We start from the raw sequence: 26369 nt of genomic DNA on the forward strand, positions 1-26369 counted from the left end.
CGAAAGGCCGTGCCGTTTACAGGCAAGCACAGGCTGATCACCGCCCGGCAAATTATTTCAACTTATTACCGCACAAGAGAGTCCCACCGTTACGCCCTCTTCTTCGGGCGCATTTAACGGTGGTTCTTTCTTTATGAGTTTTATTGTCTGCATGGGCGTGCTTGGCGTGCTCTTGATGCTATTGGCGCTCACGTCCTCGTACCTGCGCTGGATGCCGGTCACCACGTCAGCGGTGTGCCTGGGATTTGGCTTTGGCATCGGGCCGATGGGCCTGGATATCGTCAATCTGGATTTCGAAAAATCCTACGAATGGCTGGAGCGCCTGACCGAGGTGGCGGTGCTGTTTTCCCTGTTCGGGACGGGCATCAAGTTGCGCCTGCCCCTGCGCGGCAAAGCCTGGCACTCTGCCTACTGGCTGGCCGGGCCAGTGATGCTGGCGACCATTGCTGGCGTGACGGTCGCGGGGCACTACATTATCGGCCTGGACTGGGGCGTGTCGTTGTTGCTCGGTGCCATGCTGTCGCCGACCGACCCGGTACTGGCCGGGATGGTCCAGGTGAACAACGCCCAGGACCAGGATCGCCTGCGGTTTGGTCTGTCCGGCGAAGCGGGCCTCAACGACGGGACGGCGTTTCCGTTCGTGATCTTTGCCTTGCTGTACCTGAGTTCCGGGGGCGCAATGAGCGACTGGGTCCAGGGATGGCTGATCAAGGACCTGATCTGGGCGGTTCCGGCCGGTTTGTTGATTGGTTACGGCATGGGCCGCGGCGTTGGCCATCTGATGATCTTTCTGCGCATCAAGAACGCCGACAGCACCACATCACCCAATGACTTTCTGGCGCTGGCATTGATCGCCCTGGCCTACGTGGTCGCGCAAGGTGTGGGAGCCTTCGGTTTTCTTTCGGTATTTGCCGCCGGATTCGGGCTGCGTCAGGCTGAAGTACGTGTCACGCGCTCAGAGCTGCCGTCGGAGCATGTCGCGCAACCGGTACTGGGGCATATGACTGCATCTCTTGAACAGGGCACAGTAGCGCAGGGCGAAGACATGAGCGACTCGCAACTGGCTGCCGGGGTAATGATGGGCGATATGCTCGCATTCGGCAGCCTGGTGGAACGCGCCATGGAGGTGTTGCTGATCACCCTGCTGGGCGCGGCGCTAGCGATGTACTGGGACTGGCGCGCGATTGGTCTGGGGCTGGCATTGTTTTGCGTGATTCGTCCTGCGAGCGTCTGGCTGCTGGTCAGCCGTCGCCTGCTCAACGGCAGGCAAAAAGCGCTGGTCGGCTGGTTCGGCATCCGCGGCATCGGCAGCCTTTATTACCTGTGCTTCGCCTTGTCACACGGTCTGGCACACGATGTCGGCCATGTCGTGATTGGTATGACCCTTTCGGTCGTAGCGCTGAGCATTCTGGTACACGGCATCAGCATCCAGCCTTTACTGGAACGCTACGAGCGCAGTGCCGCTGCCAATCCTGATTGACAGGCTCATTACGGCAAAGGGCCATAGAGGGGATCGATGAGGGCATTGGAAGAAGCAATTGGACTGCGGCATTTCGACTCGGTAGCGTGGCGGCCACGTAGCAGGTGCATGGCCGCCAGTGCAAAGCTTGAGGCGTGCAGCTAATATGTGAGCAGGCCTGGGCACTTTGCCAGCCTACCCTGAGGCCCGGATACTGCACCCTGCAAAAAGAGCTGAACCACTGTAGCACGCTGGCCTCCAAACCTGGAATACAGCTCTCTCGATCATTTAGAAGGTGAAATGTCAGAACCCGTCCTGATGGACCGCTTTGCACGTAAAGTCGATTATTTGCGCATGTCGGTTACCGACCGGTGCGATTTCCGCTGCGTGTACTGCATGGCCGAAGAGATGACGTTTTTGCCTCGGCAACAGATTCTGTCGCTGGAGGAAATTCTGCAGGTAGCCGAGCGCTTCGTGGCGCTGGGTACGCGTAAAATTCGTCTTACCGGCGGTGAGCCACTGGTACGCTCGGGCGTCGTGGGTTTGTGCGAAAAGATCGCCGCCCTGCCCGGCCTGCGCGAACTGTGCATGACCACAAACGGTTCACAACTGGACAAACTGGCCGCCCCGCTGTTCAAGGCGGGCGTCACCCGTTTGAACATCAGCCTGGACAGCCTCGACCCGCAACGTTTTCGCGAGCTGACCCGCACGGGTGATCTGCACAAGGTCATTGCCGGTATCGACGCCGCCAATGCCGCAGGTTTTGTGCATACCAAGCTCAACTGCGTGGTAATGCATGGTCGCAACGATCACGAGATAAACGACCTGCTGGCGTTCGCCATCGATCGCAATCTGGATGTCTCGTTCATCGAAGAAATGCCGCTGGGCATCATCAGCGAGCACAGCCGTGCCGAGTCCTTTTACTCCAGCGATCAGGTTCGCGAGCGCATTGCCGAACGTTACACGCTGGTGCCTTCCACCGACTCGACCCAGGGGCCGTCGCGCTACTGGCGTCTGGCCGAAGCGCCGGGCATTCGCATTGGCTTCATCTCACCGCACAGCCATAACTTCTGCGGCACCTGCAATCGCGTGCGTCTGACGGTCGAAGGTCGCTTGCTGCTGTGCCTGGGCAACGAGCATTCCGTGGATTTGAAGGCGGTATTGCGCGCCAATCCAGGCCAGCCGGAAAAACTCGAAAAAGCCATCATCGACGCCATGCAGCTCAAGCCGTGGAGCCACAACTTCACCCACGACGATGGCGTGCAGGTGGTGCGCTTCATGAACATGACGGGCGGCTGACAGCCGCCCTGGTGGATAACGCCTCAGCTCATGAGGCGCGGTTTATTTGCCCGACTTGCGAAAGAACAAAGTGATCTGCCCGACTTCCACGCCCAGTTTGGTCATGGAAGAACGATTGGCCATGGTCTGCTTGTCGATCAGGTACATCCAGTCATCCAGGCTCACGTCATACTCGGTGCCATCCACCGGCAACCTGAGCACATAGTTCCAGTGGAAGCTGTTGCCTGACACTTCGCCATAGGCCTCGCCAACCACGTCACCTGCCGTGCCCTTCCAGCGCCCCGGACCATCGGGACGCAAGCGCCACTCCCGGACCTGTTTGGTGCCATCGCTGTAGCTGAAGGCCTCGTGCATGACCAGCACTTCGCCTTCGCTGTGCCCGTCGATCACCACGGTAAAGCGCTTGGTGACTTCACCGGAGCGCTTTTGAAACATTCCCCAGGCCTCGACACGCCCGGTGAAGTACTGGCGCAGATCGAGCTTGGGCTCTTCCTGACTGTAACGGGTTACCGGGACACCGCCGCAGCCGCTCAGTACAAGCCCCGCAAACAACATCAACATCCACTTTCTCAGCATGCGCCCTCCTTGATGGGTCATGAGCCTGTACTGCCGAGCAACTGCTCGCGAAGTTCGGGGTTACGGGTTTTCGGGTCAAGCCAGATAGAAAAGAAAGCCTTGGCAAACTGCTCGTCGGGCACCACATGCTGGAGCTTGTCGCCAACATAAAACCGCGCTTCGCGGCCAGGCAGGTACACACCGGTAATCTTCATGCCCGGCTTAACATCGACAAATGACTGGTTCATTTGCTGACGCCATTGCGCCAGTTGCTGTTCGTTCACCTTCGACCCGGAAATACGCTTGATCTCATCGATACTGGCATCGACCAGATCTTCGCGGTCAATATCGCGATGGTAAGTCAGCTCAAGGGCCAGCGGCGCATCCGCTACAAAGGGCTTGGCGGGACTAAGCAACCTGGCCGTGTAGACACGAAAGCCGAACAGGCTGAGATCACCGCCACCGACAACCTGGGCATTGGGCAATGCCTCCCGCCAATCCGCCGAAGCGCCAGCGCTGAGCAACATCACCAACCATAGCCATCGTGGCGCACGCATCGGCAACCTCTGTGTATGTCAGGTGCAGGCGCTGCCATGAAAGCATCGGCAGGCCGGGAATGAGAGAAGCCAGATAACTGACTCATGGCCGGAATCTATACCAGCAAAAACACTTTGTACAACCAATAAGGCAATTACCCTTTCGGGCGCTGAAAATAAAAAAGCCTGTTCCCGATCAGGTTCGGGAACAGGCTTCAGGGCTCAATACTCATCGCACCTTGAATTCAGGCGACCTGAGAGTGCGCCTGCCGACGGCTCTTCTGCCATTCGCCTTTCAGCGTCTGCAACGTATTTTCCACATACGTGCGGTCGGCCGCCGCTTTTTTGCCGACATAACCCTGACCGCGACGAAACATCTTCAGCGCAGTGCGCATCTGTGGATGAGCGTCACGGAATTCGTCTTCCTGGGTGAATGGCGACATGGCGTCGACATGGACCTCACCCGAATCGGCAATCCATACAATGTGGTTGTCCAGCGTGTCTTTGCATGCTGCAAACAGACGAGCCAGTTCATCAATAGTCGGTTGCTTGTTGATATTCATGTTGATGCTCCTTCGCTCGTAGACTGTTCAATAATTGATACATCAAGTTCATGCGCCAGAGCGTCATCAATGCAACACACGTAAGTGTTGGTCGAATACCGCTCCAGCCCCTCAAGGACATGCAGGTAGCCTTGATGAAGAGCCGCTACACAGCGGCATCAGCGTAGAGAGAAGAAGTCACGAAACCCAAAGACCTGACCCAGGATCAGCAATCGATCCATTACAAGCATCATGAGGACGTTTCGCCAGCTTCTCGCCCATATCGACGACAAATGCCAGTTCAGCTCCATCAATCTGCCTTGTGGGCAGCCTACATCCGGGAACATCTCGACGGCTTGCCGAGCCTGTTCAGTACACCTTTTGCAGCGCTCCCGATCGGGGAGACAGCTGCATAATGCAAAAGGAAAACGGGTACGTCAACGATTATGTAGTGAATATTTTATAGCACTACATAATTGTATAAGGGGCTTGTAGTTACGTTAAAACCTGACTGAATAGTCACTGCTCCAGGCAGATATTACGGATGTTCAAGGCTCTTGCTCAGCCTGCAATCCCGCCTCACTCCTCCCACCGCAACACCGTATAGGCCTTGCCTCGCCCCTCCATCGAATTCAACAACACCGTCACCTGCAGCCGCGCCATAGACCCCTCTGCCCTCTGCGCCCGGCTCTCGATCACCAGCACCTCCCCAGGATCGACGCCCACCGCGTTTCCTGTTGGCAGATTGAGTGCCATGCGCATCAGCGGGCTTGCGAAGGCCGGATCAGGTCGGTCGAAGCCGCTCCACAGCGTGATTTCAGGCAACAGCCTGCTGTACAGCGCTTGCGTCATGCTCGGCAGTTGCCGAACTTCTTCAAGCAAGCGAAATGGCGGCTGGCCGTTATTTCGCCGAACTTCGAGTTCACTGGCTATTTGACTGGCTTGTGCCTGACTCGCGCCGCACGCCATTGCCAGACGGGAAAAGTCTTCCGCTTGAGCGTTGTTCAGGTAGAGCTTGCCGTTCTCGCTGTGCAGGCTGATGTAGAGCTGCGTGTCGTCGAATGTCAGGGCTATTTCACGTCCGTCGGCGACCCACTTTTTGCGCTGCACAGGGTCAGCCAGGGCCTGCACCGCCAGCTCGACGCCAGCCTCTGCGGCCAGCAGTGCCTGGCTGTGCTGGCGAAGATGCAGCGCCTGGCGATTCTCCAGTTGCACCCAGCCGGCCAGTGACCCCAGCAGCAGGCTGAGCAAGGCCATGACCCAAAGCACCACCAGCAATGCAATGCCACGCTGCTGCATCATGCACACACGCCATAGTTGGGGATTCACAGGTGCACCTGATCAGTCGCCGGACGCAGTCTCAAGGTACTGAAACGCGCCTGATGCCGGGCGTCGCTTACCGTCAGGTCCAGGCGAAACAGGCGCAGTTGGCCTTGACGTGTCGGTTGCCGGGCGACGCTCAGTTGCCAGTCGATACCGCCACCCAGACTGCCCTGGCGGATACCGTCAGCCAACGGCCCTGCTGCTTCCTGATCCATCACGCTCATGGCCGCCTCGGTCAGGCGGTCGCTCTGCTCGGCCTGCGACAGGGAATGCACGCTTTGGCCGAAGGCGACCAGCAGGACCGTGCTGCAAATGGCCATAAGGGTCAATGCGGCAAGCATCTCCAGCAAGGTGAACCCACGCTGGTAGCGTGCGGGGTCGGCTCGGCTCTCACACATGCGGTTCAGCCTCGGGGGCGGGCCCTCCAGGACGATGCGTTAAAGGCGAACCGCCATGGTCACGAACGCACTGCGCGGGTTGCCTATCTGAAGTATCTGCAAGTCGCCAGTGGGATCACTCGCAGCACTGGCGTCCGTGTTGATAGTCGAGATGTAGCGCTTGTCGAACAGGTTCACTACGTTCAGCGACAAGGTGGTGTCCTTGACCGCGCCCAACTTGCCGAAGTCGTAGCCCAGCGTGGTGTTGGCCAGCCAATAGCCTGCAACGCTCGAGTCGTTGGTGTAGGTGTAATAACGCTTGCTCATGTAGCTGCCCTGCAGGCCCGCGTTCCATTGCTGCCAATGCCAGTCCAGACTGCTTGAATACATCAGCCTGGGCGTGTCGACGACCGTCTTGCCTTTGACATGCACCTCGCTGGTACCGCTCTGATAATCATCGTCGTAGGTGCTGTGGTTATAGGACGCCGTGTTGGACCAGCTCCAGTTCTCGTCCGGGGTCAGTGCGAAGGTCAGTTCCAGGCCTCGGCTGGTCACCGAGCCGACGTTGGCTACGCTGTTCTGGCAGATCACGATCCCGGTGCAATTGGTAATAGCCACCAGGCGGTTGTCGAACCGGGTGTTGTAGACCGCGGCCGAGGTTGAATAAAGCGCGTTGCTGCGACGCACACCCACTTCAACCGTCTTTGAGGTTTCCGGTTTGAGGTTCTTGAACCCGCCTGCCGCGTCGACTGCCGTCTGAGTGGTGAAAAACGGGCCGTAGCCGCCACTGGGGAAGGCGGCGACGTTTTCCGAGTAGGAGGTAAACACCTCATCCTGATCATCAAGCTTGTAGGTCGCCCCCAGTTGCGGCAGGAAACGGTCTCGCGCCTCCAGCGAACCACTGGCGTAACCGCCACCCTTGCCTTCCACCGTCGAGGTAGTGACTGTGTTCTTGGCACCGAACTCGAGTTTCAGGCGGTCGTCGAGCAAGGTGTAGCTGTCGCGCAGATAGAATTGCCGAGTCAGGTCGTTGTAATCCTGAGAAAGAATGGTCGCGACCTGCGGCAAACCCTTGGTTCTCACGATGTGATTCTGCGGTGCCGTGCCGGTCGGGTCGAACAGGTAGCGGGAGACGTCATTCTTGTTCGACTGAATCCAGAACCCACCCTGAATTTCGTGCTGACCCAGAAAGTAAGTCAGCGAGGTCTGGAAGCCCGAGCGGTTGATACCGTAGACCGTGCTGCGAATGGAGTTGGTAGGTACGGTCGTGCTGCCACTGGTGTACACGAATGGATAGTAAGAGTTGCCCCGCCCCGAGTCGTGGTGGTGATAAACCGTGGCATCCAGCAGCAGATCATCGCTGAGGGAAAAGTTGCCACTGAGGATGTCCAGTTCATCATCACGCAAACTGCTGCCGTTATAGGTCGCGTCTGCTGCACGGGTGACACCGCCGGTGAAAATACCGTTGGCGGCGTTCACAGCCCGGGTCCAGTCCGGCGTGTAGTAACTCCAGTTGTACCCCAGACGCCTGATCATGCTGCTCGACATGGCAGGCAGGTTGGCCTCGTTGTGCGTTGAGGTACTGTGATAGAAGCTCAGGTGATTAGCGTCGAAATCGTAGGTGACCTTGGCGTTGAGCGCGTCGGATTCCTGCGGATTGTCATGACCTTTCCAGGCATCGGCATCGTATTTTTCGCCTGACACATAAGCCGCCAGCCCGTTGTATTCGCCGGTATCAACGCGCACATACGTGCGCGTGGTGTCATAGCTGCCGAGGGTTTGCGAAAGGCGCGCGCCAAACTCCTTTTCGGGGTTTGAACTGGTGAACGCGATTGTGCCGCCCAGGTTGCTGTTGGAGGCAGTGCCCAGCGCACCGATACCGGCCGCGACTTCACTCTTGGCGATATTTTCCGCGATGATTGCGCGGGTGATACTCAGGCCGTTGAAATTGGCGAAACTCATGTTGCCCAGCGTCACACCATCCAGTGTGTAGCCCAGATGATGCATGTCGAAGCCACGCAGACTGATGCGCTGACTGCTTTCTTCACGCCCGAGCGGGTCGCCGGCTTGAAAGCTTACCCCGGCAAGACGCTGGAGCACCTTCATCGGGTTGGTGCCCGCTGAATAGGCCTTGATGTCCTTTTCATCGACACGCTGTACCTGGCGCGTTTCCCCTTGGCCAATCACTGAAACGGTACCGAGCGTGGTATCGGCTGCGCCGGTGGCAGGCTCCTGCGCCGGGTCTGTCGGCGTCGCGCTGTCCTGCGCATAGCTCGTCAGGCTAAGTGCATGCAGTCCGATCAGTAACACCAGTCGTTGAAGGGGAAAACGTGACGCACGCGTAGTCGATAGCATGATCATGAAAACGTTTCCTGAAGGCGTAAGAAGTCGGCAGGCTCTGGCCCTGCGCCTATTAATCGGAATTGCCGGAATCAAGGGCTTTCGGTGATTACCGCCAGGCGCGTTATGCCGGATCGCTGCACATCGGCGAGAACCCTGGCAACGCGTCCGTAGTCAGTTGCCGTGTCGGCACGCAGGGTCAGCGCCACGTCGGGGTCATTGGTATGCAGATTCTGCAGGGCGTCCGGTAATTGCTCTTCGGCTACAGGCTGGTCGTCGACAAACAAACCGCCTTTGGCGTCAATGCTGATGGCCACTGGTTTGGCGTCGTCCAGCGGCGCGGTGGCCGCTGTCTGCGGCAAATCAAGCGGTATGGCATTGGTCAATAACGGTGCGGTCACGATAAACACCACCAGCAGCACCAGCATCACGTCGACCAGAGGCGTAATGTTGATATCGCTGATCGCGTCGTCGCCCTGGCTTGAGGAGAAGGCCATTTCAAGCAACCCCGCTGAGGCTGCGAGTACCGTCGCGCTCGCCTTTCAATCTGAAGGCATGGCGCTGGGCGCGGTTCAGCAGATCGATTGCAAAGGCGTCCAGATCGGCCACCATGAGCTTCAGACGGCGGTTGAAAAAGTTGTAGGCAAGTACCGCCGGTACTGCCACGGCAATGCCGATACCTGTGGCGATCAAGGCCTCGCCGATTGGCCCGGCGACCACGGCAATGCTCGCTGACTTGGCGGTACTGATGGCCTGAAGGGCATGGATGATGCCGAACACCGTACCGAACAGGCCGATAAAAGGAGCCGTGCTGCCGATTGAGGCGAGCACGATCATGCCGCTTTCAAGGTTGCGTCGCTCAGAGTGAATCTGTTGATGCAGGCTACGCTCCAGCAGCTCCTGGCGGCTCCAGCTGTCAGCCGGTTCGTGACCGTCCTGACCGCCGGAAAGCGCTTGCGTGGTCACTTGCGCAAGACGTGCCAACTGGCTTTTCTGCGGACCGCTGTGCAGCGCTGCGTCGAAATCCTGAGCTGCCCAGAAGGCCTGCGTGTAGCGCTTGTTCTGGTTTTTCAGCCTCCCCTGCTGCCAGGCTTTGAGCAGCAGCACAGCCCAGGTTGCCAATGAGAACAACAGCAGGATGCCCATGGAGCTTTGCTGAATCAGTGTTGAATAATCGATTGTCATGGTAAGGCGCCTCAAGGAGCGAGCGTGAAGGCAAGCGGAACGTTGACCCAGCCATCGACCGGGCTGTTGCCGCGCTTGGCAGGAGTGAATGACCACTGTCGAACGGCCGCCTTGGCCGCATCGTCCAGCGCCGAAAAACCACTGGACTGAGCCACCTCAATCTGGTCCGGACGACCGCTGGCCAGCACATGCACGCGCAGCAGTGTGGTGCCTTGCTGATGGCGTTTGGCGGCCGCAGGCGGATACACGGGTGGCGGATTGTTCAGATAACCGGCGCGGCCGATGGGTGCCGTGGCAGGCGGTTCGCTGCTGGCTGGCGGTGCAGGCATGGGCTGCTGTGCCGGTATCGATTGGGGCGCAGCAGCAGGCACTTGCCTCTCGGCTACCTGTTGCTGTGCTTTTTGTTGTGGCTTGGCCTGTGGCTTGGCAGGCTGCGGACGTGGTGTCTCAGGCTTGGGTGCGGCGGCCAGGGGTTTGGCTGGCTCTGCCGGTATAACGGGTGGCGGTGCCGTGGGTTGCTCAACCGCAGGAGCCGCTGCGGCGGGCGTTGCTGGAGCAGGCGGCGTGGGCCTGGCGACCATTTGCATCGCGATTGGCATGGGCCGGGTTATCGGCGGTAACGGTTGCGCGGGCGCACTGTTGCGAAACCAGAGAAAACCCGCAGCATGGACAGCCAGTGCAATAACGCATGCCAAGGCAACATGACCCACGCCAATGCGCGGCACAGCGATTGCCGGTAACGGCACCGCCGGGGCATCGAACCTGCCTGCTGGCAACATGGGCAGCAGATCGTCGCGACAGGGTTGTGGCGGACGACGAGATAGAAGTAACGCGGGCATGACATCACCAATCCGGGACGAAATAAATAACGGCGCGCCGCTTTCAAAAGGTTTTAAAAAGCGTGCCGATGCTACGCTTTTCTATATGTACTTATTGTGACGAGAGGGAAGTTAGTTGACGAAACAACAGTAAGATTATTTTATGTTGCGTTTCAGGAAAATCGTTAGATAGCACACTATCTAGTGTGAGCATGTTTCGAAACGAGTGTCGCCCTCGCTGTCGGCCGGACACGGCATGCGCGTCCGGCCGGCGCGATAAAAATGTTCGTTAACAAGACCGTCATTAAATAATCAGTTTGAAATCAGGCTGGTATTTCGACGGCCATCATTTCTGAGCGCCGACAGGGCGGTAACAGGATCGTCGGTAATGATGTAGCTGAAACTCTTGCCTGCGGTGTTCATGATCCAGTTGAGGCTTGTCCGGTTGTCGCCTGTCTCCTGCCCATAGCCCTTCTGGGACTTCCAGAGCCAGTACTTGGGTTCCGTACAGCAATGGCCATCCGCGGCAAAGAAGCTATAGTATTTGGTTTCCGCCACAGGCTGATAGGCACCCATGGTTTTTACATCGTGCTGGGTTCTCATCGCATAGTAGCTGTTCATGATGTTGTTGAGCGGGAATCTGAGCGTGCTGTCATATTCCTTGAGGCGCACCTCGGTCGCATAGACATAATCCTTGTTGTAATAGCTTTGCCAGTTCAACAGCGAATTGGCCGCCCCGCCGCTGGTGTCGATAAAGTCTGCACCGAACACCGGAATCAGGCGAAAACGGCCAGCTTCGCTCTGGGCATTCATGATCCCTTTGGATTCGAAGCTGGCAGCGTTCATGCCAATCGAGTTGACAGGCATTTTGAAGTACACCCAACGCTCGGCCGGTGTTCCCCACCAGTTACTGTGAGTCTTCACGCTCTGCCAGGCTTTTTTCGCCGCGTCGATGTTCTTGACGTCAAGCAACAGGATCATCGCGATCTTGTCGCGCTTGATCGCGTCCAGAATGGCATCGAAAGACGGCAGTTTCTGGTTGCTGTAGCCATTCAAGGAGGGATGCCGAAGCGAAAGATTCAGGGTGTTTCCAAAGTAATTCGACAGGTTCGGGTTATAGCCGCCATGACCGTAAGGGTCATATTCAGTCGAATTCGCGGTCGTGTAAGCATTGGTGGTCCGACCGAGGTTGGTATCATGCAGGACGATTACATTCCCGGCCCGGTCCAGCTGAAGATCGATTTCCGAACACTCGATTCCATTGGAGGCAGCCTGCTCAATGGAGGCAATCGAGTTTTCCGGCACATCGCGCAACCAGTCGGGGTGAGAGTTGGTACCGATGGCGGTGCCGTGCAGCCCCCGGTGCGCGCAGACAATCGTAAGGTCATTATGGGCATCTTTGAGTATCCCGCCGATCTTGTCGGTGTTGTACTCTGCCAATGCAATAGAGGGCGCTACTATTAATACCGCCGTGCACAGTAGAACTATTTTCGGTAAGCAAAACATAACGTTGACTCCCATAAGGTCAGAATGGAATTAACTGCTGTACGGGCGAAGGCAAGACAAAAAAAGGCAAGGAACGGGCGGAGTCGTGCTCGACTCTTCTGGCTTTAACAGACTTTAAATGGTCATTTTGCTCGGGCTACCGCGTGACATTTCGTTAATACAACTTCACGCGCTCAGCCACTTTGTTTACCGGAGCCTAGTCAGATGGCTCCGATGACCAGTCCTTTGCTGCCCCCCCTTGCACATACACCGAAGGTGGTGCGGGAGGTGCTTGCGTGGGGGACCGCAGAGCGCCGGTATCAGGGTCGTAGTAGAAGATCTCCTCGATGCTGTCGATGCTGACTTTCAATCGACCTCTGTGCAGGTCGTCATCGACGTTGACGATGCGTTTGGTCCCAGTGGAACAGGTCACGCTGGCGCCACCCGCAAAGCCTTGCCCCCCTGCCCCGGCGGGTTCGATCAGGCACATTGCACCATCCGGACGAGCGATCTGCAGCGCGCCTTGTGGCGTGATGCGATGGGTGTAGACCGGACGACCATCAGGGCCGACCGTGGTAAATGACTCGCCGCGCTCAAAGCGCCTTTCCGGGGTATCGATACCTTTCACGCCCACGATGTTATGCAGCAGCAAACCGTCCGTGCCGATGTAGTAGTGAGCGATTTGCGTGCCGGTGTTCGCGGGCCAGCGCAGGTGCATGTGCATATGGGGCGGTGCATCTTCATGGCCGTGTGGGGCATTGGTGTCGAAGCCCATGATCTGGATTTTGCCCAGCCCCTGGCTTTGCACGTATTGGCCAAGCCCAAGATCACGTACCGCCTCGCGCTGCGCGAACTCCAGCACGTTGGCCGCAGCGCGCTGAACAGAGGGAAACGGGTCCCGCACGTAAAGGCCCGCGCGGCGTGCCTGGTCGGCATGTTCAAAGCGCAGTACCATGCCCGGCTCAACGATGTGCGTAGACACTTCGGATGCTGTTATCGCATCCACTGCCAGAGGCGGCAATACCACATACAAACGTCCGTCATCGAGCCTGAACGGTATATCAGCGCTTTCCAGAATCACGCGCGAGGTGTTCGCCACCGCTCCGTCGAAACCCAGTTCAAGCGTCCTTGAACGCGGTACTTTCAGTGCTATGACCGTCTCGCGCGGGTTGTCGGCGTTCCAGTAAGGGTCTGCCACCAGCCTGCACGTGGCACAACTTGCCGGGTCAAAGCGCAAGCCAGGACCTTCTTCACGCTTCACGAATTTGATGACGGCAATGACAGACTCGTCGCTGGCCGGTGCAGAAGCAGCTAACGCGAGACTCGCGCTCAGCATGGCGCTCGCCGCCAGTGCCATTGTTGTTCCATACGTCGTCATGCGTCAGACATCCGTTGCGGCATGCCTACACTTGCAATCAACTGAACAACCTTCAAAAACTGCGCGTTCATAGGCAAGCCACTATTCAGGTGGGACGGATAAACCAAGTCTCGCAGTGGGCATTGGATCCGCACACTATCAAGACGAAACGGGTGGACTCGGAAAGTAACGCATCAATAAAGCTTCTGACCTAAACAGGGTCAGGGCATTCTCACGCCGACGTACTCACCAGCGCGAACACGGCAATGTGCCAGTGAACTAACGCGTCGAAAATACTCCCTTACATTTGATATTACTGTAGGGAAGCGATGTGACAGATTGAGGACATTAACGCACGAAACACCGGCATGGTTAATATGATCAGGCAACTAACAATATGACGCGCAGCATGTAGTGAACAGCGTCGAACATAAACTTTTTTTTAAAATTGTAGGCGTGCGTGTCGATTACCCACTTATGTCGAAAAGATGACCGTCCACTTTATATTCTTTGAGTCCCGAAAGCATGCCGAGCCAAGCCGTCGCACAAGAACTGCCACGCGAATTCCTGCCGCCCGACGACCACTACAAAAAAGCCCGAGAGCTAACGCTCCCAGGCCTCTGAACACCCAACAAACCCCTTATCGTCAGCTCACTTTAAAGCGTCCCACCAGCCCCTGCTGCTGCTCAGCAAGCCTGGCCAGTTCACGACTCGTGACTGCTGTCTGCTCGGCACCTGCACTCACCTGAATGACCAGCGCGTTGATGTCATTCACGTTGCGGTGGATTTCTTCGGCCACCAGGCTTTGCTCTTCGGCAGCAGATGCAACCTGGATGTTGCGGTCACTGATGGTCGCGATGCCTTCGGCGATTTCTTCCAGCAGTTCGCCAGCGCGTACGACGTTGCTGGCGCCCTCTTGCGCCTTGCCCAGGGTTTCCTGCATGGACGCGGCAGCACGTTCGGAGCCGGACTGCAGGTTGGCGATCATGTTCTGGATGCTGACCGTGGAGTCCTGAGTCTTTTTGGCCAGGTTGCGCACTTCGTCGGCCACCACGGCAAAGCCGCGACCTTGTTCGCCCGCACGCGCTGCTTCGATGGCTGCGTTGAGGGCCAGCAGGTTGGTCTGGTCGGCGACGCCTCGGATGACATCGAGCACCGAGGAAATGGCGTTGCTCTCGCCCTTGAGCTCGTCAATGATTCGTGAAGTCTCTTCAGCCTGGACCGAGAGCCCTTGAATCAGGCCGATGGTGTTGTCGATCTCGGTCTTGCCCTGCACGGTACTGTTATTGACGCGCTGCGACATCTCGGCCGCGTCGGTGGTGCTGCGCGCAACGTCCTTGACGGTGGCGCTCATCTCGCTGATGGCTGTGGCGACCTGATCGGTGCCCAGGCGCTGCTGCGCGACGTTCTGGCTGGTCTGCAACGCCACCGCAGAAGACTGCTCGGCGGCGGTGGCGACCTGTGAGGTAGCGCTGCCGATTTCGCGGATGACCTCGCTGATCTGTTGCGCCATGTTGTCCAGATTGCGTGATATCTCGCCGAACTCGTCTTTACCGGTGTAACGGGTTCTGGCGGTCAGGTCGCGGGTGGATAGCGCAACCAGCGTGCGGTTCACGTCGACCACTGCAACCTTGATGTTGCGGATGATCACCGACGCCAGCCACAACACTACGATCAGCATCACGATGACAGTGGCAACCGCTACGTAAAGGCTGCTTTGAGCGGCGCTGCGTGCATCGGTGGCCAGGCCTACGACAGTCTGACCCAATTCCGCTTCAACCCTGGCCATCAGGTCTATGCGGTTGGTGGAAAGGTTGAACCAGTCTTCAGGCTTGATGTTGAGCGGGTCGCCCAAGGGTGTATCGAAACCCAGACGTTGCAAGCGGGCAACTTCAAGTGATCCTGGTTGTTGCAAAACATCATTCAGCCTGGTTTTGAATGCTTCCGGGGACCAGCGCTGGAAGGCTTCGAAGTAACCGGAGAACTCTCCAAGGTTACGACTGAAGCGTGATAACAGCGCTGCGTCGAAGCGATTCTGGTTGAAAGCCAGGCCCAACAACACCCGTTCGCGACCCGCGCGCTCTTTCATATCCACGAACTGATTGAGCGAACTCAAGGCGCGCAGTATTTGCGGGTCTTCAATGCTCGCTTCCATCGAATAAGTAAACCCGATGAGCGTTTTGATGATGTCAGTGAAACGCGTGCCGGATTCAGTATTGTTGATTGCCAGCGCATCGACTTTGAGGCGTAACGCGATCAGGTCATCCAGCGCGCGGTTTACTTTTTCCGGCCCGGGAATTCCCTCCGTCGATTGCGCACGCATCTCGCCCATCGCCTGGTCGGTTTCCTGACGAAATGATTTCAATTTGTCTTGCATGGACTTGCCGCCACTGCCCAGGAACACGCCACTGGCACCGCGCTCGCGCTGGATGGTGGTGACGACGTTGCTGAGCTTCTGTGCGGCACTGGTGGCCGTCACTGCGCGCCTCATATCGCTGAGGTTCTCGCTTTTATCAGCGACGAAAATACCTGCGAAGGCAAGAAAGCCCAGCAGGGGAAACATTAAAATAAGCAGCAGTTTCATACTCAAAGGAGCATTTCTAAGCATTGCAGACCTCATGACGTGCAGACGTTCTATAAAGACGATCCGAGGCCTAACGTTCTGTATTTTTCGACGTTTTTTAATAGCCAGAGATGATTCGGTAATTAGCCTGCCTTAGCCGGTCTTGCTTCCGTCCCATTGTTTCGGCTGAGGGCAGCCGAGCTTTACCAAACTATTTATCTTGACAATTCACACCACAAGATTAATGAAGACGAGTATTCGAAAATGCGCGGGAAGTTTGGATCCACAAGAAGTGCAATTAACATTAACGGCAATAAACCAAGATGCAAAACATAACGCCAGACAACGTGGTCACCTATAAATGAGATGACCACAATGTCTGGCGAGAGGAAGGCGGTTTTTCTGATTCCGCCTGTCACGTTGCCCGGATTATTAGCGCAGGTTGGTCTTGGCCAGTTCCAGCACCTCACTGCCGCGCCCGTTCATGATCGCGCGCATCATGTACAGGCTGAAGCCTTTGGCCTGTGCCAATTTGATTTTCGGCGGGATGCCCAGCTCCTGCTTGGCAGTGACCACGTCGATCAGCACCGGACCGGGATGATCGAACGCCTTGCGCAACGCTGCAGGCAGCTCTTCGGCGTTCTCCACGCGCAGGCCGAGAATGCCTGCGCCCAAGGCGATACCGGCGAAGTTGGTTTCATGCAGGTCGGTGCCGTGCGGCACGTAGCCACTGGCTTTCATTTCCATGTCGACAAAGCCCAGCGAGCTGTTGTTGAACACCACCATTTTGATCGGCAGGTTCAGTTGACGGATGCTCAGCAGGTCGCCCAGCAGCATCGACAGGCCGCCATCGCCACACAACGCCACCACCTGACGATCAGGGTGCTCGGCCTTCGCGCCCAGAGCCTGAGGCAAGGCGTTGGCCATCGAACCGTGGTTGAACGAGCCCAGCAGGCTGCGTTTGCCGTTCATGTGCAGGTAGCGCGCAGCCCACAGCGTTGGCGTGCCTACATCGACGGTAAAGATCGCATCAGCGTCCGCTTGCTCGTCGACCAACCGAGTGAGGTACTGCGGGTGAATAGGCGTACCGTCTGGCGTAGGCGTGGCCAGTTCGTCAAGCTCTTCGCGGGCCTTGGCGTAGTGCTTGAGGGCCTTGTCGAGGAAGCGGCGGTCGGCGTGCGGCTTGAGTTTTGGCTGCAATGCGTCGAGGGTTTCCCGTACCCCGCCGACCAGACCGAGCGCCACAGGCGTACGGCGACCCAACTGCGTAGGGTCGAGGTCGATCTGGATGATGTTGGCTTTTTCGGGGTAGAAATTCCGATATGGGAAGCTGCTGCCGAGAATCACCAGCGTGTCGCAGGAGAGCATGGCGTGGTAGCCGGAGCTGAAACCAATCAGACCGGTCATGCCGACGTCGAACGGGTTGTCGTACTCAACGTGCTGCTTGCCGCGCAAGGCATGAACAATGGGAGCGCCCAGCGTGTCGGCCAGTGCGAGGATCTGCTCGTGAGCACCCGCACAGCCTGCACCGCACAGCAAGGTCACGGCTTTCGAGTCGTTGAGCATGTCGGCCATCGACTGCAAGTCGTTGTCCGCTGGAACGACAGTGGGCGGCGTGGCCTCGATCCATTTCGCAGCTACATCAGGGGATTCGCTGAGCGCCACATCGCCGGGCAAGACGATAACGGCCACACCTTTCTGGCTGATCGCCGCGCGCATGGCACGCTCCAGCACACGCGGGAATTGCTCGGGGTTGCTGACCAGTTCGACGAAGTGGCTGCATTCCTTGAACAGCTCCTGCGGGTGAGTTTCCTGAAAGTAATCCAGGCCGATTTCCGAGGAAGGAATGTGCGCAGCAATCGCCAGCACCGGCACGCGGTTGCGATGGCAGTCGTACAGGCCGTTGATCAGGTGCAGGTTGCCCGGTCCGCAGCTGCCTGCGCAAACCGCCAGCTTGCCGCTGGATGCCGCCTGGGCACCGGCGGCGAAGGCTGCGACTTCTTCATGGCGGGTGTGCATCCAGCGAATCGAATCGGTGCGTTCCAGGCTGTCGGTCAGGCCGTTGAGGCTGTCACCGGACACCCCCCAGATGTGGGAAACACCTGCCGCTGCGAGGGTTTGCGCAAGATGGTCGGCGATGGTCTTGGACATTAGGGGTTCCTTGTCGAGGCAATAATGAATTCGGTAAAACGCGCGCAGCGCTCTGCCACGCCTGTTGTGGTCGACCCGATGAATTCTCGACAGTTCAGAAAACCTGAGCCCTGTTCAGGGCTCGGTCAGACAGTTTGCATTGGCAAACAATTCAGGCGTGCGGGTTGCCCGGCGCCTTGGCAGGAACTGCGTATTGCGGTTTGAGCTTGCCCTCGCTGTCGAGCAGCCAGGCATCGAGAATTTCCCGGACCACAGGGCCCGCGACTCGACCGCCCGCCTCGCCGTTCTCGATGGTCACCGACACCACGATCTTCGGATGATCGGCCGGTGCGAAGCCCACGAACAAGGCGTTGTCACGGTTACGCTCCAGCGTCTTCAGACGGTTGTAACGCTCACCCTGCTTGATCGCCACCACCTGCGCCGTACCGCTTTTGCCAGCGATGCGGTACTGCGCGCCCTTGGCGGCATCGCGCGCAATGCCGCGCGGATCGTGCATGACCATCTGCATGCCGGTGTTGACCTGATTCCATTCGTTGGGATCGCGCAGCACGATGTTTGGCATCGGGTGCTCATCAAGCGGCACGTCGTGGCCTACTTCCATCGCCAGGTGCGGTCGATGCCAGACGCCTTTGCTGGCAATCAGTGACGTTGCCTGAGCCAGTTGCAATGGCGTGACCTGCATGTAGCCCTGGCCAATGCCGAGAATCACCGTTTCGCCCGGGAACCAAGCCTGGCGGCGTGTAGCGCGTTTCCATTCGCGGGACGGCATCAGCCCGGCCGATTCCTCGAACATGTCCAGCGAGACCTTTTGGCCGATGCCGAACATGGTCATGTAGTCGTGCAGGCGGTCGATGCCGAGCTTGTGCGCGACGGTGTAGAAGTAGGTGTCATTAGACCGCATGATCGCCGTGTCCATGTCCACCCAGCCATCGCCGCTGTGGTTCCAGTTGCGGTATTTGTGGTCAAAGTCCGGCAGCTGGAAGTAACCGGGGTCGAAGACCTTGGTCGAGGCCGTGACAACACCGCTGTCGAGACCGGCAATCGCTACTTCCGGCTTGACCGTCGAGCCCGGCGCGTAAAGGCCACGCAGCACCCGGTTGAACAGCGGCCGGTCAATGGAATCGCGCAGCGCAGCGTACTGCTTGAAGCTGATGCCGGTGACGAACAGGTTGGGGTCGAAGCTTGGTTTGCTGACCATCGCCAGCACTTCGCCGGTTTCCGGGTCCAGCGCAACCACCGAACCACGTCGATCACCCAGAGCGTTTTCCGCTGCGGCCTGCAAATGCGCGTCCAGCGTGAGGGTGATGTTCTTGCCCGGCACCGGGTCAGTGTGTTTGAGCACCCGCAGCACGCGGCCCTGGGCGTTGGTTTCGACCTCTTCGTAGCCTACGTGGCCGTGCAGCTCGGATTCGTAGAAGCGCTCGATACCGGTCTTGCCGATGGATTGAGTGCCGCGATATTCATTGTCGAGATGCGACGCTTCTTTTTCGTTGATACGCCCGACATAGCCAATCGAATGGGCAAAGTGCGCGCCCAGCGGGTAGTGACGAACGAACTGCGCTGCCACATCCACGCCCGGCAGCAGGTACTGATTGACCGCGAGTGTGGCGATCTGCTCTTCGGTCAGCTCATACAGCAGGGTCGCAGGCTCAAACGGGTGACGAACCTGTTTCAGTTCCTTGTCGAACAGAATCCGGTCTTCGTCGGGCAACTCCAGCAGGGTCATCAGTTCATCGATCACCTTGTGCCAGTCACCGGCGCGCTCACGGGTCAGGGTCAGGTTGAAACTGGGGCGATTGTCAGCGAGCACTTCGCCATTGCGGTCAAAGATCAAACCGCGCTCGGGCGGGATCGGCAACACATGCACGCGGTTGTTTTCGGAAATGGTCGAGTGGTAATCGAACTCGGTGACTTGCAGGAAATACATGCGCGCGACCAGACAGGCAGCCAGCAGGCCGACCAGCACCGCGCAGGCAATCAGGCGCTGATTGACCAGCCGCGTCTCTTTTTCGTGGTCTTTCAGGGGAATTGGATTGGGCATTTCTACAGCTTCTCGGTGAAGGACAAACGGCGCAACTGAACGTGTATATAAAGATTTCGGCGCGCACCATACCAAGAAGCGGCTGATTGCAGGCGATTGAGCCGACAATCGCAGGATGAAAAATCTGTCAGAAACGGCTCATTCAAGCGTGGTCTGCACCGTGTTCGCGGCCTCGCGGGCCTGCATGATGCGCGGCAGATTGGTCTCGATCCAGGTGGCGAGTGTTTCAACCTGCAAGGCGACTTCTTCGCCCATTGGGGTCAGCCGGTATTGAACATGCGGCGGCACCACCGGCAGTGACTTGCGGCTGACGAAGCCGTCCTGTTCCAGATGCTGCAAGGTTTGCGCGAGCATTTTCTCGCTGACCCCGCCAATTTTGCGCCGCACCTCGCTGAAACGATGCATGCCGCCGCGCAAAACCACCAGCACCAGCACGCCCCAACGGCTGCAAACATGGTTGAGAACAATCCTTGAAGGACAGTCAGTGGCCAGTACCTGCCCCTGACGAACGAAGGCCAGCATGGACTCGACCGTTTCAGACTGTGGATGCGAGGCAGATTCACTCATGACACTTACCTTTTTGTACGTACTTACGAAAGGTAAGCATCATGACTATGCTGGCGCTTCCTTTCAACCTGATTCAAGGAATCCTTCCATGATCGTTGTCACCGGTGCCACTGGCCAGCTTGGCCGTATCGTCATTGAACAGCTGCTCACTCGTGTACCTGCCGGGCAGATCATTGCCGCAGTCCGCAGCCCGGAAAAGGCCAGTGACCTCTCGGCAAAGGGCGTTCAAGTGCGTCATGCCGACTATTCGCAGCCGTCGACGCTGGACAGTGCGTTTGCCGGTGCAGACAAGGTGCTGCTGATTTCTTCCAGCGAAGTGGGCCAGCGCCTGCCGCAGCACAAGGCCGTGATTGATGCGGCGAAACGCGTCGGGGTCAAACTGCTGGCTTACACCAGTGTTCTGCATGCAGACGCCTCGGCACTGGGCCTGGCCAGAGAGCACCGCGAAACCGAAGACTACCTGCGCGCCAGCGGGCTGCCTTATGTCCTGCTGCGCAATGGCTGGTACACCGAAAACTACACCGCAGGTATTCCAGGCGCACTGGCCCATGGCGCGGTCATGGGCTGTGCCGAAGAGGGCCGCATCAGTTCGGCTTCGCGCCTCGATTACGCTGAAGCTGCGGCGGTGCTGCTGACCTCCGGCGAGGATCAGAGCGGTCGCGTGTACGAGCTGGCTGGTGACGATTCCTACACCCTTGCCGAGTTCGCTGCCGAGCTTTCAAAGCAGGCCGGCCAGCCTCTGCCTTACGTCAACCTGCCGCAAGCCGAATTCGAAGCCGCGCTGATCCAGGCAGGCTTGCCAGACTTCGTTGCGCAGTTACTGGCCGATTCCGACGCGGCAGCAGCCAAAGGCGCGCTGTTCGATGACAGTCACCAGTTGAGTGCGCTGATCGGCCGCCCCACCACCAGGCTCTCTGCAACCATCGCCAAGACCCTGCAAGGCTAAGCGCGGCAAACCCGATCGAATGATTTGCAACCGTGAGGGTCCCAGTTATTACGAGGCATTAAGCCATCGCCTGATACCAAAGACTGGGAGTCTTTACATGAATAGCAAATCGTTGATCGCCTGCATGACCTTGCTCGGCTGCTTCTCCGCCGTCACCCTGCCCGCTCACGCAGCAGAGACGGCGGACCCGAAAGTAGCCGAATCCAAAGACAATATGCACGAACTGGAAATCGGTTCCCGCGTACCGGAAAAATATCGCCGCAGCGATCTGGAAGTAAAAGACTGGAAAAGCAAAGGCCTGGAAGCACCAGCCAAGGAAAGCGAATGGGTGAAGATCAATGATAAATACGTACGCTTTCAGAAGGTCAACGGCAACATCATGGATATCGTGCCGGTGAAGAAGTAAGGCTTACGCGCTTCGCTTTTTACGCTCTGCGTGAGCATGCCTGAGTGACGCAGCTCGTCACGATACGCATGCCGACGCAGAGCATTTGCACTAGCCGGTGCTTTTTAACGCACTGCGACACATCGGCATCGCGCTGGCACATAAGTTCAGCTACCCTCGGTGCTCTGCCGACGGGATATCAGCATGAGCACCATCCACTCCAGCGACTCGACCGCAACCCCCTTTTTCTGGCGCGATGAGTGTCTGCCTTTCATTGAGGCGCGCTCGGTAGAAGATGGCCGGCTGGTCTGCTATGCCCCGCATTCGCATGAGACTTTTTCCATCGGCGCGATTACCGCTGGGCAAAGCACCTATTTGCACGAAAAGAGCTCACAGCGCGTAACGGCAGGCACCGCGGTCCTGATGAACCCCGGAGATGTGCATGCCTGCAACCCGATCAACAATCAGCCGTGGTCGTACCTGATGCTTTATGTGGACAGCCATTGGCTAGGCGACATACAGCAGGATATAGGGCTGAACGCTGAATCCGGCTTTCAACCCCTGCCCTATACGCACACTAGCGATCCGCTACTGTTCGGTAAATTGACGGCGCTGTACCAGACACTGACCGACGCAAAAGCCGATACGCTGCAAAAACATTGCACGGCGGTAGCGTTCTTCACCCTGATGCTGGAGACATTTGATGCTGCGCCAGCGCCGCTCCTCCAACTCTCCCCCCGAGTCACGCGCGCCGCTGAGTACATCAACGACAACTTTGCCCGGCCCATCAAACTCGCCGACATCTGTGCTGCAGCCAACCTCTCAGCGTCATACCTGATTCGCTCGTTTGAGCAGCGATATCACCTGACGCCGCATGCCTACTTGCTCAATCGCCGTATTCAGCACGCCCAAACACAGTTGAAAAGCGGCAAGATGATTGCCGACGTTGCACAGGAAACCGGCTTTGCCGATCAAGCGCATTTTCAGCGTGAGTTTAAAAAACACCTGGCAGCGACACCGGGGCAGTATCGGTTGTGATTGCACGGGTCAGATCAACAGATACAACGCACAGCCAGCCAATAACAGCGCCATGATCCGGTTGAAAACACGTACGCTTGCCGCGCTGCACAAATAGTTGCTCAGAAAACTCCCGGCAAAGACCCAGCAACCCAGTGACAGGTAACACACCACACAATAGATGGTTGCGAATTGCCAGATCAACGTGGCCTCGCCATTGACAACAAAAACACCCATGCCTGCTATCGATGCCAGCCATGCCTTGGGGTTGAGCCATTGCATGACCGCCCCTTGTATCATCGAAGGACCGACTGCCTTATCGCCCAGGCTCAGTTGACCGTTGCCGGTTGCAAGCCGGAACGCCATATACAGCAGAAATGCCACGCCGGACCATTGAATGATTCGGGTCAGAAATGGCCATTGCTGCAAGGTTTCGTACAGGCCAAAACCGATGAGCAGCAGCAATAGGGTAAAGCCCAGCGTTGCACCCAGCACGTGGCGCATGCCCGGCCAGACCCCATAGCGCGCACCGGCACTAAACGCCACAATGTTGACCGGTCCCGGCGTGATGGACGAAGCCAGTGCAAACGCAGCCATGGAAATCAGCATAGTCATGGAAACCCCCTTGAACATGATCAGAAATGACCCGCTCAAGGTAATGACTGCAATGAACAGCGTATTGAAGGAAATTGCTCAAAATATTATTCCAGCCATCCGCTTCACCTAAAACCATTGCTTTTTTGCCCGCATGCCTTACAAATGCAGTGTTGCCAGCCTGTAACATCACTGCCACCTTCTCTGCGAGCCTGCTCCATGTCCAGAACCGTTGCCATTGCCTTCGCCTGCCTGCTTTCATCAACGGCCCAGGCCGCCTGCCCTGCTGCGACCCCGGTCGATACCGCGCGCTGGGTCTACGAAAAGCATCAGGACTTCTACCTCAGTGGCAAAGGCTCGGCTGATTACCTGTCCAAGCCTTTGCTGGGCTTGCTGAAAAAGGACTGGGCCTGCCAGAACGGTGACCAGTGCGCAGTCAGCGCCAACCCCTGGACCGACGCGCAGGACGGCGATGTGCAGAAGCCCATCGACTGGAAGCTGGTGTCCAACTCCGACAAGCAGGCGGTGGTCGAGATGACCTACAACCTGGGCTACAAAGACGCCCCGCAGCAGCCGGTCACCAGCCAGACCACTCGTCTGTTGTTGACTAAAAATGCCAGCAGTTGCTGGGTGCTGGACAATCTTCAAGGGCCGCAGGGTGTCGCACTGATGCAGACCCTGGAAGAATTTCCTTACGAAGGTGATTGATCGGCCTTGAAACAATCCGTCATTCTCGGTATCACAGGCACTTGAATTTCACGAGCGAGCACCATGAATACCTTTGAGCAATCGATTATTGAGGCTGCGCAGGCCGCCACGCCCAATAACACCGATGCCGAACGCGAAGCTGCCAGAATTGCCGCCACGCAGGCAGTGGCCGAAATCATGTCCAGCCGCAGCGGGCTGGACCGTACCCTGGCATTGGCCGAGTTGCTGGATTCCTACTCGGAACATGACGATCAGGAAGACGATTAGGCTGGGCGGCAGCGGGCAAAAATTTATTAGCTGTTTATTTACCTGCGACGCTAAAGAAAGCTACTGTAGCGGTCGATAATTCGATTGAGGGGGTTCATCACAGCCCCCATTCATTTAGTCATTTAGTGCGCTCGGATGCGACCTATAGGGGAACCATCCGTGCAAGTCGAACAACTGAAAGACATCCAGGCCTACGTCAGGCGCACCGCTGACGACCTTGAACGCGTCTCGGCCAATCTTGCCGGACATCTTTTGTACCTGGAACGTACTTCTCGCCCGCACGAAGCGCAGGAGGTCAATGAGCGGATCCTCGGCTTGCGCGCATCCGTCGATGGTCTTCGTGGCGTGTTCCGGTAACTGACCGTCTACCTTTCCCCAGCCTGCGACAGCGGCCTCGCTACTTCCTCCAGAGACTTGCGTTCGGCAGCTGCGCCCCATATCGACTGCACCAGCGCCGCGAACAGCATCAACCCTGCCCCGATCAGATAGCCGATCAGCACATTGCTGCGTTCGCCGGTTTCTATCAACTCACCAAACAACGTCGGGCCTATCATCCCGCCCAGCCCCGTACCGAAGGCGTAGAACACCGCAATCGCCAATGCGCGGATTTCCAGCGGAAAGGTTTCGGCCACTGTCAGGTAGGCCGAGCTGGCCGCCGCCGAAGCAAAGAAGAAAATCACCATCCAGGCAATGGCCTGCTGGGTTACGTCCAGCAGACCTTGCTCGAACATATAGCCGCTGATCGCCAACAGCACGCCTGATACACCGTAGGTCAGGCTGATCATGACCCGCCGCCCCACCACGTCAAACAACCTGCCCAGCAGCAGCGGACCGCAGAAATTACCCAGCGCCAGCGGCAACACATACCAACCGACGCGCTCGGACGGCACGCCATAGAAGTCGGTCAAGACCAACGCGTAAGTGAAGAAAATCGCATTGTAGAAAAAAGCCTGGGCCGTCAGCAGCGTCAGGCCAACCAGCGAACGCTGGCGAAACGTCACCAGCAAGGTTCTGGCAACCTCCCCCAATGGCGTGTGGTCGCGCACGTGCAGGCGCAAGGGTTTGCCCTGCACCGCGGGCAGCACATGGCCCTGGCGCTGAAGATCGGCCTCTATCTGCTCAACGATCTTTTTCGCCTGCGCGGCCTGGCCGTGAATCAACAGCCAGCGTGGGCTCTCCGGCAGCCACAGACGCATCAGCAGCACCAGCAGGCCCAATACCGCACCAATCCCGAAACACAGGCGCCAGCCCAGTTCGGCACCTACCCATTGCGGGTCGAGCAACACAATCGAGCCAATCGCGCCCAGCGCAGCACCCAGCCAGAACGTGCCATTGATGGTCAGGTCGACCCAGCCCCGGTAACGCGCCGGGGTAAATTCCTGAATGGTCGAATTAATTGCGGTGTACTCGCCACCGATACCCATACCGGTCAGAAAGCGAAACAGCATGAAGCTCCAGACACTGAATGAAAAAGCCGTGGCGGCCGTGGCACCGACGTACAGCAGCAAGGTGATGAAGAACAGTTTGCGACGCCCGAGACGGTCCGCCAGCCAGCCAAAAAATAATGCGCCGATTACGGCACCGGCGATATACGCGGCACCCGCCAGGCCTACGTCACTGTTGGTCAGGTTGAGCGAAGGACTGGCTTTCAGAGCACCAGCCACCGAGCCTGCAAGGGTCACTTCCAGGCCATCGAGCAACCAGGTGATACCCAGCGCCACAACCAGCAAGGTGTGAAACCGCCCCCAGGGCAAGCGGTCCAGACGGGCCGGCAAATCGGTTTCGAACACTGCACCCTTTTCATCGGTTGTGGTCATTTCCGCCTCCCTGACAGCGAACATTGGTGTCAGGTTT

General features: G+C 57.8%; 25 protein-coding genes. 8 read left to right on the forward strand and 17 right to left on the reverse strand.

Going from position 1 to position 26369, the window contains the following annotated elements; genetic code table 11:
- The first annotated feature begins 133 nt into the window (after nt 1-133).
- Both RYB09_RS00100 and moaA read left to right on the forward strand, forming a co-directional pair.
- Nucleotides 134-1480 (forward strand): cation:proton antiporter, encoded by a 1347-nt coding sequence (locus tag RYB09_RS00100; RefSeq protein WP_058401151.1) that lies wholly within the window; start codon nt 134-136, stop codon nt 1478-1480.
- Between the two features lie 279 nt (nt 1481-1759).
- Nucleotides 1760-2758, forward strand: coding sequence for a GTP 3',8-cyclase MoaA (moaA, locus tag RYB09_RS00105; RefSeq protein ID WP_058401150.1), 999 nt, complete (start codon nt 1760-1762; stop codon nt 2756-2758).
- 42 nt (nt 2759-2800) lie between these two features.
- Here moaA and RYB09_RS00110 read toward each other — a convergent pair whose 3' ends face one another.
- From RYB09_RS00110 to RYB09_RS00180, 15 genes are all read right to left on the reverse strand, one after another.
- The gene (locus RYB09_RS00110) at nt 2801-3334 is read right to left on the reverse strand and encodes a DUF3833 domain-containing protein (RefSeq protein ID WP_005783065.1); all 534 of its coding nucleotides are present in this window, start codon (nt 3332-3334) and stop codon (nt 2801-2803) included.
- A gap of 17 nt (nt 3335-3351) precedes the next feature.
- Nucleotides 3352-3870, reverse strand: a complete 519-nt coding sequence (locus RYB09_RS00115) for a chalcone isomerase family protein (RefSeq protein WP_058401149.1) — start codon at nt 3868-3870, stop codon at nt 3352-3354.
- Between the two features lie 224 nt (nt 3871-4094).
- Complete coding sequence (locus tag RYB09_RS00120) at nt 4095-4412, reverse strand: hypothetical protein (protein WP_122258206.1); 318 nt, start codon at nt 4410-4412, stop codon at nt 4095-4097.
- A gap of 558 nt (nt 4413-4970) precedes the next feature.
- Nucleotides 4971-5693, reverse strand: a complete 723-nt coding sequence (locus tag RYB09_RS00125) for a general secretion pathway protein GspK (RefSeq protein ID WP_058408433.1) — start codon at nt 5691-5693, stop codon at nt 4971-4973.
- A gap of 23 nt (nt 5694-5716) precedes the next feature.
- Nucleotides 5717-6112 carry a prepilin-type N-terminal cleavage/methylation domain-containing protein gene (locus tag RYB09_RS00130; RefSeq protein ID WP_057430691.1) on the reverse strand — a complete coding sequence of 132 codons (396 nt, stop codon included), beginning with the start codon at nt 6110-6112 and terminating at the stop codon, nt 5717-5719.
- Nucleotides 6113-6151: 39 nt separating this feature from the next.
- Nucleotides 6152-8452 carry a TonB-dependent receptor gene (locus tag RYB09_RS00135; protein WP_058401145.1) on the reverse strand — a complete coding sequence of 767 codons (2301 nt, stop codon included), beginning with the start codon at nt 8450-8452 and terminating at the stop codon, nt 6152-6154.
- 71 nt (nt 8453-8523) lie between these two features.
- Nucleotides 8524-8928, reverse strand: coding sequence for an ExbD/TolR family protein (locus RYB09_RS00140; protein ID WP_058401144.1), 405 nt, complete (start codon nt 8926-8928; stop codon nt 8524-8526).
- A gap of 1 nt (nt 8929) precedes the next feature.
- The gene (locus tag RYB09_RS00145; protein WP_058401143.1) at nt 8930-9616 is read right to left on the reverse strand and encodes a MotA/TolQ/ExbB proton channel family protein; all 687 of its coding nucleotides are present in this window, start codon (nt 9614-9616) and stop codon (nt 8930-8932) included.
- Nucleotides 9617-9627: 11 nt separating this feature from the next.
- Complete coding sequence (locus RYB09_RS00150) at nt 9628-10455, reverse strand: energy transducer TonB (RefSeq protein ID WP_058408434.1); 828 nt, start codon at nt 10453-10455, stop codon at nt 9628-9630.
- A 291-nt stretch (nt 10456-10746) separates the two neighbouring features.
- Nucleotides 10747-11955, reverse strand: a complete 1209-nt coding sequence (locus RYB09_RS00155) for a glycerophosphodiester phosphodiesterase (protein WP_316887092.1) — start codon at nt 11953-11955, stop codon at nt 10747-10749.
- A 181-nt stretch (nt 11956-12136) separates the two neighbouring features.
- On the reverse strand, nt 12137-13276 hold the full coding sequence (locus tag RYB09_RS00160) for a hypothetical protein (protein WP_316887093.1): 1140 nt from the start codon (nt 13274-13276) through the stop codon (nt 12137-12139).
- Between the two features lie 646 nt (nt 13277-13922).
- On the reverse strand, nt 13923-15839 hold the full coding sequence (locus RYB09_RS00165) for a methyl-accepting chemotaxis protein (protein ID WP_316887460.1): 1917 nt from the start codon (nt 15837-15839) through the stop codon (nt 13923-13925).
- A 432-nt stretch (nt 15840-16271) separates the two neighbouring features.
- Entirely contained in the window at nt 16272-17990 is a 1719-nt protein-coding gene (gene poxB, locus RYB09_RS00170; protein ID WP_122258200.1) for a ubiquinone-dependent pyruvate dehydrogenase, read from the reverse strand.
- Between the two features lie 151 nt (nt 17991-18141).
- The gene (gene mrdA, locus RYB09_RS00175; protein ID WP_044322311.1) at nt 18142-20031 is read right to left on the reverse strand and encodes a penicillin-binding protein 2; all 1890 of its coding nucleotides are present in this window, start codon (nt 20029-20031) and stop codon (nt 18142-18144) included.
- A gap of 138 nt (nt 20032-20169) precedes the next feature.
- On the reverse strand, nt 20170-20598 hold the full coding sequence (locus RYB09_RS00180; protein WP_316887094.1) for a helix-turn-helix domain-containing protein: 429 nt from the start codon (nt 20596-20598) through the stop codon (nt 20170-20172).
- 88 nt (nt 20599-20686) lie between these two features.
- Here RYB09_RS00180 and RYB09_RS00185 point away from each other — a divergent pair, with 88 nt between their 5' ends.
- The 3 genes from RYB09_RS00185 to RYB09_RS00195 all read left to right on the forward strand — a co-directional run bounded on the left by RYB09_RS00185 (nt 20687) and on the right by RYB09_RS00195 (nt 22967).
- Nucleotides 20687-21544 (forward strand): SDR family oxidoreductase, encoded by an 858-nt coding sequence (locus RYB09_RS00185; RefSeq protein WP_058401138.1) that lies wholly within the window; start codon nt 20687-20689, stop codon nt 21542-21544.
- A 97-nt stretch (nt 21545-21641) separates the two neighbouring features.
- A complete protein-coding gene (locus tag RYB09_RS00190; RefSeq protein WP_057404684.1) occupies nt 21642-21950 on the forward strand; it encodes an RcnB family protein in 309 nt (102 codons plus the stop codon).
- Between the two features lie 183 nt (nt 21951-22133).
- A complete protein-coding gene (locus RYB09_RS00195; protein ID WP_058401137.1) occupies nt 22134-22967 on the forward strand; it encodes an AraC family transcriptional regulator in 834 nt (277 codons plus the stop codon).
- A gap of 9 nt (nt 22968-22976) precedes the next feature.
- Here RYB09_RS00195 and RYB09_RS00200 read toward each other — a convergent pair whose 3' ends face one another.
- On the reverse strand, nt 22977-23561 hold the full coding sequence (locus RYB09_RS00200; RefSeq protein WP_316887095.1) for a LysE family translocator: 585 nt from the start codon (nt 23559-23561) through the stop codon (nt 22977-22979).
- 198 nt (nt 23562-23759) lie between these two features.
- On the opposite strand from RYB09_RS00200, the gene RYB09_RS00205 reads away from it, so the two are divergent.
- The 3 genes from RYB09_RS00205 to RYB09_RS00215 all read left to right on the forward strand — a co-directional run bounded on the left by RYB09_RS00205 (nt 23760) and on the right by RYB09_RS00215 (nt 24872).
- Nucleotides 23760-24248, forward strand: a complete 489-nt coding sequence (locus RYB09_RS00205; RefSeq protein ID WP_005733540.1) for a DUF3828 domain-containing protein — start codon at nt 23760-23762, stop codon at nt 24246-24248.
- A gap of 63 nt (nt 24249-24311) precedes the next feature.
- The gene (locus RYB09_RS00210) at nt 24312-24515 is read left to right on the forward strand and encodes a hypothetical protein (protein ID WP_002553810.1); all 204 of its coding nucleotides are present in this window, start codon (nt 24312-24314) and stop codon (nt 24513-24515) included.
- A 159-nt stretch (nt 24516-24674) separates the two neighbouring features.
- Nucleotides 24675-24872 (forward strand): hypothetical protein, encoded by a 198-nt coding sequence (locus RYB09_RS00215; protein ID WP_058401135.1) that lies wholly within the window; start codon nt 24675-24677, stop codon nt 24870-24872.
- An 8-nt stretch (nt 24873-24880) separates the two neighbouring features.
- On the opposite strand, the gene RYB09_RS00220 is transcribed toward RYB09_RS00215, so the two are convergent.
- Nucleotides 24881-26332, reverse strand: a complete 1452-nt coding sequence (locus tag RYB09_RS00220; protein WP_058401134.1) for an MFS transporter — start codon at nt 26330-26332, stop codon at nt 24881-24883.
- Nucleotides 26333-26369 lie beyond the last annotated feature (37 nt).

Source organism: Pseudomonas syringae group sp. J254-4 (assembly GCF_032586855.1).
Lineage (GTDB): Bacteria > Pseudomonadota > Gammaproteobacteria > Pseudomonadales > Pseudomonadaceae > Aquipseudomonas > Aquipseudomonas amygdali.

What these genes read in the sequence shown, in the direction of transcription:
- RYB09_RS00100 (WP_058401151.1), top strand. Translation starts at nt 134, where the DNA reads ATGAGTTTTATTGTCTGCATGGGCGTGCTTGGCGTGCTCTTGATGCTA.
- moaA (WP_058401150.1), top strand. Translation starts at nt 1,760, where the DNA reads ATGTCAGAACCCGTCCTGATGGACCGCTTTGCACGTAAAGTCGATTAT.
- RYB09_RS00110 (WP_005783065.1), bottom strand. Translation starts at nt 3,334, where the DNA reads ATGCTGAGAAAGTGGATGTTGATGTTGTTTGCGGGGCTTGTACTGAGC.
- RYB09_RS00115 (WP_058401149.1), bottom strand. Translation starts at nt 3,870, where the DNA reads ATGCGTGCGCCACGATGGCTATGGTTGGTGATGTTGCTCAGCGCTGGC.
- RYB09_RS00120 (WP_122258206.1), bottom strand. Translation starts at nt 4,412, where the DNA reads ATGAATATCAACAAGCAACCGACTATTGATGAACTGGCTCGTCTGTTT.
- RYB09_RS00125 (WP_058408433.1), bottom strand. Translation starts at nt 5,693, where the DNA reads ATGATGCAGCAGCGTGGCATTGCATTGCTGGTGGTGCTTTGGGTCATG.
- RYB09_RS00130 (WP_057430691.1), bottom strand. Translation starts at nt 6,112, where the DNA reads ATGTGTGAGAGCCGAGCCGACCCCGCACGCTACCAGCGTGGGTTCACC.
- RYB09_RS00135 (WP_058401145.1), bottom strand. Translation starts at nt 8,452, where the DNA reads ATGATCATGCTATCGACTACGCGTGCGTCACGTTTTCCCCTTCAACGA.
- RYB09_RS00140 (WP_058401144.1), bottom strand. Translation starts at nt 8,928, where the DNA reads ATGGCCTTCTCCTCAAGCCAGGGCGACGACGCGATCAGCGATATCAAC.
- RYB09_RS00145 (WP_058401143.1), bottom strand. Translation starts at nt 9,616, where the DNA reads ATGACAATCGATTATTCAACACTGATTCAGCAAAGCTCCATGGGCATC.
- RYB09_RS00150 (WP_058408434.1), bottom strand. Translation starts at nt 10,455, where the DNA reads ATGCCCGCGTTACTTCTATCTCGTCGTCCGCCACAACCCTGTCGCGAC.
- RYB09_RS00155 (WP_316887092.1), bottom strand. Translation starts at nt 11,955, where the DNA reads ATGGGAGTCAACGTTATGTTTTGCTTACCGAAAATAGTTCTACTGTGC.
- RYB09_RS00160 (WP_316887093.1), bottom strand. Translation starts at nt 13,276, where the DNA reads ATGGCACTGGCGGCGAGCGCCATGCTGAGCGCGAGTCTCGCGTTAGCT.
- RYB09_RS00165 (WP_316887460.1), bottom strand. Translation starts at nt 15,839, where the DNA reads ATGTTTCCCCTGCTGGGCTTTCTTGCCTTCGCAGGTATTTTCGTCGCT.
- poxB (WP_122258200.1), bottom strand. Translation starts at nt 17,990, where the DNA reads ATGTCCAAGACCATCGCCGACCATCTTGCGCAAACCCTCGCAGCGGCA.
- mrdA (WP_044322311.1), bottom strand. Translation starts at nt 20,031, where the DNA reads ATGCCCAATCCAATTCCCCTGAAAGACCACGAAAAAGAGACGCGGCTG.
- RYB09_RS00180 (WP_316887094.1), bottom strand. Translation starts at nt 20,598, where the DNA reads ATGAGTGAATCTGCCTCGCATCCACAGTCTGAAACGGTCGAGTCCATG.
- RYB09_RS00185 (WP_058401138.1), top strand. Translation starts at nt 20,687, where the DNA reads ATGATCGTTGTCACCGGTGCCACTGGCCAGCTTGGCCGTATCGTCATT.
- RYB09_RS00190 (WP_057404684.1), top strand. Translation starts at nt 21,642, where the DNA reads ATGAATAGCAAATCGTTGATCGCCTGCATGACCTTGCTCGGCTGCTTC.
- RYB09_RS00195 (WP_058401137.1), top strand. Translation starts at nt 22,134, where the DNA reads ATGAGCACCATCCACTCCAGCGACTCGACCGCAACCCCCTTTTTCTGG.
- RYB09_RS00200 (WP_316887095.1), bottom strand. Translation starts at nt 23,561, where the DNA reads ATGACTATGCTGATTTCCATGGCTGCGTTTGCACTGGCTTCGTCCATC.
- RYB09_RS00205 (WP_005733540.1), top strand. Translation starts at nt 23,760, where the DNA reads ATGTCCAGAACCGTTGCCATTGCCTTCGCCTGCCTGCTTTCATCAACG.
- RYB09_RS00210 (WP_002553810.1), top strand. Translation starts at nt 24,312, where the DNA reads ATGAATACCTTTGAGCAATCGATTATTGAGGCTGCGCAGGCCGCCACG.
- RYB09_RS00220 (WP_058401134.1), bottom strand. Translation starts at nt 26,332, where the DNA reads ATGACCACAACCGATGAAAAGGGTGCAGTGTTCGAAACCGATTTGCCG.